The sequence below is a fragment of the Microbispora sp. ATCC PTA-5024 genome (assembly GCF_000511135.2).
Lineage (GTDB): Bacteria > Actinomycetota > Actinomycetes > Streptosporangiales > Streptosporangiaceae > Microbispora > Microbispora corallina.
On record NZ_KI866522.1, the window covers coordinates 1,983,472 to 1,991,144 of the forward strand.

Sequence of the window (7,673 nt, forward strand, 5' to 3'; positions counted from 1 at the left end):
GGATTCCTACGGTCGGGGCATGCGAGTCGAATCGACGATCACCTCGATCTCCTGGATCCCGTCCGAGGCCGTCGGGGGCTACACGAAGCCGGCCTTCACGGTGGGCCTGACGCACTACGACGATCCGCCACCCGACGCGATAAAGGACCTGGACGCGCTGCGGGACGGCGACCGGTTCCGGTTCGCCAACCGGCTCACCGTGTGGGCCGAGTTCGACGGCGACCGGGTGACCGGCCACGGCGCCGAAGGCGGCCTGGTCATGGGCGCCACCACCGTGCGCCTGGGCCCGCTGGGCGTGACGTTCGCCGCCGTCGGCCTTCCCGACCTGCGGCCGGAGCCCCAGATGGGCGACGGGTGGATCAGGTTCACCCAGACCGCCGGGGGCCGGACGGCGCTGCCGTTCCCGCGCCGCATCGCGCGGCCGCCCTATCTGCGGCTGCAGTCGCCGCTGGTGTGGACGACGCTCTCGGTGACCCTGTACGCGGACGGCCGGGCGGAGGCCATGCTGGAGGGCGCCAGCCCGTTCCCCCGGCACTGGGTCTACGGCCCGGACCACCGGCTGACGATGAAGGCCGGTCTCACCGACTTCGCGGCCTGGGCGACCCAGGAGGGACCCGCCCGGACGCCCTGGGGCGACGAGGACTCCCCCGTGCTGGTCACCGCCGCCGAGACCGCGCTGGAGCGGGAGTTGTCCCTGCTCATCATGCGCGGCGGCGCCCGGCCCCTGATCCGCTCGCTGCCCGCCGGCTCCTGCCTGGTGCGGCAGGGCGAGCCGGGCTCCTCGCTGTTCCTGCTGCTCGACGGCGTCCTCGGCGTGGACGTGGACGGCCGTTCCCTGCCGGAGCTCGGCCCGGGCGCGATCCTGGGCGAGCGGGCCGTGCTGGAGGGCGGCACCCGCACCGCGACCCTGACCGCGCTCACGCCGATCAGGGTGGCGGAGGCCCCGGCCGAGTCGGTCGACCGCGAGGCGCTGACCCGGCTCGCCCAGGGACACCACCGAGAGGACCAGCTGACGTGAGGCTCGCGATGCTCGGCGTCCGCGGCTCGACCCCGGCGCCGGGCTCGGCCTTCACCCGGTACGGCGGCAACACCAGTTGCGTCGCCGTGCTGCCCGGCGACGGCGACGCCCCCGCCCTGGTCCTCGACGCGGGCACCGGCCTGCGGGGGCTCGGCGGGCTGCTCGGCGACGCGGCGTTCCACGGGTCGATCGTGCTCACCCACCTGCACTGGGACCACATGCAGGGCCTGCCCTTCTGCCCGGCGCTCGACCGCCCCGACGCCCGGGTCGACCTGTACCTGCCGTCGCCGCGGCCGCTGGAGACGCTGACACGGGTCATGTCGCCGCCGCACTTCCCGATCACGCCGGACGGCCTGGGCGGCGCCTGGCGGTTCCTGACGTCGGCCTCCCGCACGATCGAGGGGTTCGACGTCACGGTCGCCGAGATCTCCCACAAGGGCGGGGTCACCCTCGGCGTCCGCGTCGAGCGGGACGGCCGGTCGATCGCGTACCTGCCCGACCACTGCCCGCAGGCGGGATGCGAGGCCGCGGCCGAACTGGCCGCCGGCGTGGACCTGCTGCTCCACGACGGCCAGTTCCTGCCCGGGGAGCAGGCCGTGGCCGACGCCTACGGCCACGCCACGACCGCGGACGCGGCCGCCTTCGCCGCGCGCTGCGGCGCCCGGCGGCTCGTCCTCACCCACCACGCCCCCACACGGACGGACGACGCGCTGGACGTGCTGGCAAAGGAGTTCGAGGTCGCCCGCGAGGGCGACGTCCTCGTCCCCTGAGCCCAGGTGGGGATCAGGCGAGGCAGGCGGGCCCGAGGAGCTGCTTCAGATCGCCCATCAGGGCCGGCGACGGGGTCACCCGGAGCCGGTCGTCGAGGCGCATGACCGTGGTGCGCGGCCCGTTGTGCACCTGGAGGTGCACCTCGGTCGTGCCGGGGTGCGTGGTCAGCACCTCCTTGAGCCGTCCCACGACCGGCGGGGTGCACCGGGCGATCGGCATGCTCACCACGAGCGGGCCGCCCGACTCGGCCGTGAGGTCCGGCGCCGTCACCTCCATGGCGATGACCTTGGCCACCTCCTCGCGCTTGTCGAGACGCCCCTTCACGAAGACGATCGCGTCCTCGGCGAGGATCGTGGCGCACAGCTGGTACGCCGATGGGAAGATCATCACCTCGATGGAGCCCTCCAGGTCCTCCAAGGTGGTGAGGACCCAGGTGTCGCCCTTCTTGGTGACCTTGCGCTGCACGCCCGACAGGATGCCGCCGACCGTGACGACCTGGCCGTCCGGGCGGCTGTCGTCCTGGAGGGCGGCGATCGAGCAGTCGGCGCCGGAGGCGAGGATGTGCTCGACGCCCAGCAGCGGGTGGTCGGACACGTACAGCCCGAGCATCTCCCGCTCGAACTGCAGCAGCGTCGTCTTGTCCCACTCCCCCGGCGGGATCTGCACGTCGAAGGTCTGGTCCTCCGCGCCGTCGATCGCGCCGAACAGCGAGTCCTGCCCGATGGCCTCGTTCTTCTTGATGTCGATGATCGCGTCGACCGCCTGCTCGTGCACCATCAGCAGGCCCTTGCGTACGTGGCCGAACGAGTCGAACGCCCCCGACTTGATCAGCGACTCGATGACCCGCTTGTTGCACACGATGGCGGGCACCTTGCGCAGGAAGTCCTTGAAGTCGGAGAACCGGCCCTTCTCCTTGCGGGCCGCGATCACGCCGTCGACCACGTTGGCGCCGACGTTGCGGACGGCCGACAGGCCGAAGCGGATGTCGCTGCCGCGCGGGGTGAAGTCGAAGTCGGAGTCGTTGACGTCGGGCGGCAGCACCTTGATGCCCATGCGGCGGCACTCGTTGAGGTACAGGGCCGACTTGTCCTTGTCGTCCTTGACCGAGGTCAGCAGGGCCGCCATGTACTCGGCCGGGTAGTTGGCCTTGAGGTAGGCGGTCCAGTACGAGACCAGGCCGTACCCGGCGGTGTGGGCCTTGTTGAAGGCGTAGTCGGAGAACGGCAGCAGGATGTCCCACAGCGCCTTGATGGCGGCCGCGGAGTAGCCGTTCTCCTTCATGCCCTTCTCGAAGAACTCGAACTGCTTGTCCAGCTCGGACTTCTTCTTCTTGCCCATGGCTCGGCGGAGCAGGTCGGCGCCGCCGAGGGTGTAGTTGGCCACCTTCTGGGCGATGGCCATGACCTGCTCCTGGTACACGATCAGGCCGTGCGTCGTGTCGAGGATGTCCCGCAGGGGCTCCTCGAGCTCGGGGTGGATCGGCGTGATCTCCTGCTGCCGGTTCTTGCGCAGCGCGTAGTTGGTGTGCGAGTTCGCGCCCATCGGGCCGGGCCGGTAGAGCGCGAGGGCCGCGGAGATGTCCTCGAAGTTGTCGGGCTTCATCAGCCGCAGCAGCGTGCGCATGCCGCCGCCGTCCAGCTGGAAGATGCCGAGGGTGTCGCCCTTGGCCAGCAGTTCGTACGTCGTACTGTCGTCGAGCGGCAGGTCGAGGAGCTCGATCCTGTTCCCGGTGTTGCCCTCGATCATCTTGAGGCAGTCGTCGATGATCGTGAGGTTGCGCAGGCCCAGGAAGTCCATCTTCAGCAGGCCGAGCGTCTCGCAGGTCGGGTAGTCGAACTGCGTGATGATCGCGCCGTCGGAGTCGCGGCGCATGATCGGGATGTGGTCGGTCAGCGGCTCGGCGGACATGATCACGCCGGCGGCGTGCACACCGGTCTGCCGGATCAGGCCCTCCAGGCCGCGCCCGAGGTCGATCGTCGACTTGACGTCGACGTCCTCCTCGTACAGCTTGCGCAGCTCGCCGGCCTCGTTGTACCGGGGGTGGTCGGAGTCGAAGATGCCCGACAGCGGGATGTCCTTGCCCATCACCGCCGGGGGGAACGCCTTGGAGACGCGGTCGCCCAGCGCGTACGGGTAGCCGAGGACGCGGCCCGCGTCCTTCACGGCCGCCTTCGCCTTGATGGTGCCGAACGTGGCGATCATAGCGACCTTGTCGGCGCCCCACTTGTCGGTCACGTAGCGGATCACGTCGGCGCGCCGGCGCTCGTCGAAGTCGATGTCGATGTCGGGCATCGAGACGCGCTCGGGGTTGAGGAAGCGCTCGAAGATCAGGCCGTGCGGGATCGGGTCGAGGTCGGTGATCCCCAGCGCGTACGCGACCAGCGAGCCGGCGGCCGAGCCACGGCCCGGGCCGACACGGATGCCGTTGGTCTTGGCCCACATGATGAAGTCGGCGACCACGAGGAAGTAGCTCGGGAAGCCCATCTGCAGGATGACGGAGATCTCGTTCTCGACCCAGGTGCGGTGCTCGTCGTCCACGCCCTCAGGGAAGCGGCGCCGCATGCCCTCCCAGACCTGCTCCCGGAAGTACGCCTCCTCGGTCAGGCCCTCCGGGATGGGGTAGGTGGGCATCAGGTTCTTGTACGGGAAGAACCCCTCGGGATCGACCTTCTCCGCCACGAGCAGGGTGTTGCGGCAGCCCTCCTGCCACAGGTCGGAGGAGTCGACGGCGCGCATCTCGTCGGCCGACTTGAGGTAGTAGCCGGTGCCGTCGAACCGGAACCGGTCCGGGTCGCTGAGCTGCTTGCCGGTCTGGATGCACAGGAGGGCGTCGTGGCCGGCGGCGTCCGACTCGTACGTGTAGTGGGAGTCGTTGGTGACGACGGGCGGGATGTCCAGCTCCCGGCTGATCCGGGTGAGCCCGTCGCGGACCCGCCGCTCGATGTCGAGACCGTGGTCCATGATCTCCAGGAAGTAGTTGTCCTTCCCGAAGATGTCCTGATACTTCGCGGCGGCCTTGAGCGCCGCGTCGTACTGGCCGAGCCGCAGGCGGGTCTGCACCTCTCCCGACGGGCAGCCGGTGGTGGCCATGAGGCCCTCGGCGTGCTCGGCGAGCAGGTCGTCGTCCATCCGGGCCCACTTGCGGACGAAGCCCTCGGTGTAGGCGCGGGAGCTCAGCTTCATGAGGTTCTGCAGCCCGGTCCTGTCGCGGGCCCAGATCGTCATGTGCGTGTAGTAGCCGCCGGCCGACACGTCGTCGCTCTTCTGGTGCGGCTCGCCCCACAGCACCGGCTTCTTGTGCAGCCGCGACTCCGGCGCGACGTACGCCTCGATGCCGAGGATCGGCTTGACGCCGGCGGCGCTCGCCTGCTTGAAGAAGTCGTACGCGCCGTGCATGTTGCCGTGGTCGGTGATCGCGATCGCGGGCATGCCGAGCTCGCCCACGAGTTTGAACATCTGCTTCAGCCGGGCGGCGCCGTCGAGCATCGAGTACTCGGTGTGGACGTGCAGATGCACAAACGAATCACCCATGAGACCCCCAACATCGCCGCCGCTGCCCAGGTGCGGATCAGAGCCTACGCGCGATCCCGTACCCGTGGGACTCAGGTGATTCAGATCCTATCCGTCCCCGCGGCGGCCCAGGTCAGGGCGGCCGCGCTCCTCCTCGGCCAGGAGGAGGCCCGCCTCGATAACGGCGTTCATGACGGGCCGCAGCAACTCCTCGCCGAGGCGCGGCGCCCGGCGGGCCATGGCGGCGACGAGGCGGCGCTCGCGGTCCATGTCGCGTCCGCGGAAGCCGCCCACGGGCTTGAGCCGCTGCACGGTCCCGGCGAGGGCCGCGCGCCGGTCGAGCAGCGTCGCGAGGGCCGCGTCGACCCGGTCGATCGCGCCCCGGGCGGCGTCCAGGCAGCCGGGCTCCTCACGCCGGACGAGAGGCGCGAGCACGGTCGCGGCCTCACGGGCCTCGTCCGCCGCCGCCGCGGTCCCCGCCGTCCCCGGGCCGAGCATCAGGCCGTCGGCCCCCGCCGCCACGGCCGCCGCGGCGAGCGAGCCGTCCTCGCCGAGCGCCGCGAGGACCGGGCGGCCCGACCGCTCCCGCGCGGCGCGCAGCAGGGCGAGGTCGAGCGTCACCCCGCCCAGGTGGCTACGGCTGCCCGACTCGCAGAGCACCACGCGGTCGTTGCCCTCGGCCCGGCAGTACTCCACCACGGCCAGCCACTCCTCCAGCGTGGCGGCCTGTCCGCGCTGCACGACGACCGGCAGCCCGAGCCGCGCCGCCGCGCGGACCAGCGCGAAGTCCTGCATCCAGGCCGCCCCGACCACCACGCCGTCGGCGTGCCCGGCGATCGCCGGCAGGTCGGCGGCAGAGAACGGCTCCACGAGCAGCGGTCCCGCCCACTCGGTCCGGGCCTTGGCGATCGCCTCGTCCGCGGCGGCCCGGCCGTGCGCCTCCCGCAGGCTCAGCCACCGCGCGTCGTCGCCGCCGATCACCCCGACGGGGTGGCCGTGCCCCAGGGTCAACGTCCCGATCCGTACGGCACAGGGGTCTTCGGTCATCTCGGCTCCTCGATAGGCCGGTCCCCCGGAACCGGCTCGTCTGGCAACGACACTCGTCTGACAACGAAAAAGGCAGAGGCGTCGCGCCTCTGCCCTAAGCCGGCTCCGGATCCTGTCGCTAGCTCACCGTCGAGCGACCGGCCCTCCCGGAGCCGGCCACGTAAAGGTGAAATACCGAGCCATGCGTCCGACCTTAGCAAACGCTCCAGCCGATCCGGGATGGCCTGTCTCATATTTCGGAATTGGGGTAGAGGGCACGGCGCGGTCAGGTTGATCCCTTTGCCATCCATGGGACGATTCATGCGTCCAGGAAGGGGTTCGGGTGGCGCGTGCGGAAGGCCGGCTCGTCGGAGGCCGGTACCAGTTGATGGAGCCGATCGGCCGTGGCGGCATGGGCGTGGTCTGGCGCGCGCATGACCGGCTGCTCGACCGCGCGGTGGCGGTCAAGGAGGTCCGCTACGACAGCGCGATGGGCGACGAGCTCAGCGACCTCAACCGCAGGACCATGCGCGAGGCCCGGGCCGCCGGCCGGCTCACGCACCCCAACGTGGTCGTCGTCCACGACGTGATCGAGGAGGACGAGCGCCCCTGGATCATCATGCAGCTCGTCCAGTCCCGGTCCCTCGGCCAGGTGATCAGGGAGGACGGCCCGCTCTCCCCGGAGCGGACGATCGAGATCGGGCTGCAGATCCTCGACGCGCTGCGCGCCGCCCACCGGCAGGGCGTCCTCCACCGGGACGTCAAGCCGGAGAACGTGCTGCTCACCGACGACGGGCGGGTCGTGCTGACCGACTTCGGCATCGCCCGCCTGGAGGCCGACTCCACGATGACCCGGACGGGCCTGGTCGGCACGCCCGCGTTCATCGCCCCCGAACGGCTGCGGGGAGAGGCCGCCCGGCGCGAGTCGGACCTGTGGTCCCTGGGCGCGACCCTCTACACGGCCGCGGAGGGCAGGCCGCCCCACGACCGCGGCATGGCCATGGCCACGATGCACGCCGTGCTGAACGAGGACCCCGCCCCTGCCGCCCGCGCCGGGCGGCTCGGGCCCGTCCTGATGCGGATGCTGGCGAAGGAGCCCGCCGACCGTCCCGGGTACGACGAGCTCGCCCGGCTGCTCAAGCAGGCGCTGCGCGAGGCGGCCCTCCCCACGACCAAGCCCCTGCCGGTCGCCCCCGCCGAGGTCGCGAGGCCGTCGGCGGGCAGGCAGCCGTACGCGTCGCCGGGCGAGCCTCCCTCCACCGGGTCCCGGGCGGGGAGCCCCCCGCGTCCGGCCGCGCCCTCACGCGACGCCGCGGGCGCGGGAGCGGCCGGAGCCGGTGGCGCGGCC

The 7,673-nt window shown here is 71.5% G+C and carries 5 protein-coding genes; 3 read left to right on the forward strand and 2 right to left on the reverse strand.

Translation table 11 applies throughout. The features are described 5' to 3' along the window. The first annotated feature begins 19 nt into the window (after window positions 1-19). Both MPTA5024_RS08765 and MPTA5024_RS08770 read left to right on the forward strand, forming a co-directional pair. Window positions 20-1,018 carry a cyclic nucleotide-binding domain-containing protein gene (locus MPTA5024_RS08765; protein ID WP_036321370.1) on the forward strand — a complete coding sequence of 333 codons (999 nt, stop codon included), beginning with the start codon at window positions 20-22 and terminating at the stop codon, window positions 1,016-1,018. After that, on the forward strand, window positions 1,015-1,788 hold the full coding sequence (locus MPTA5024_RS08770) for an MBL fold metallo-hydrolase (protein ID WP_051457855.1): 774 nt from the start codon (window positions 1,015-1,017) through the stop codon (window positions 1,786-1,788). The genes MPTA5024_RS08765 and MPTA5024_RS08770 overlap by 4 nt, the downstream gene beginning before the upstream one ends. 13 nt (window positions 1,789-1,801) lie before the next feature. On the opposite strand, the gene dnaE is transcribed toward MPTA5024_RS08770, so the two are convergent. Further along, complete coding sequence (gene dnaE / locus MPTA5024_RS08775; protein ID WP_036321373.1) at window positions 1,802-5,320, reverse strand: DNA polymerase III subunit alpha; 3,519 nt, start codon at window positions 5,318-5,320, stop codon at window positions 1,802-1,804. A gap of 87 nt (window positions 5,321-5,407) precedes the next feature. Further along, entirely contained in the window at window positions 5,408-6,346 is a 939-nt protein-coding gene (locus tag MPTA5024_RS44610) for a chorismate mutase (RefSeq protein ID WP_084369517.1), read from the reverse strand. Between the two features lie 322 nt (window positions 6,347-6,668). Between MPTA5024_RS44610 and MPTA5024_RS08785 the strand changes: the two genes are divergently transcribed. After that, the coding region (locus MPTA5024_RS08785) for a serine/threonine-protein kinase (RefSeq protein ID WP_232326312.1) at window positions 6,669-7,673 on the forward strand (1,005 nt) is incomplete at its 3' end.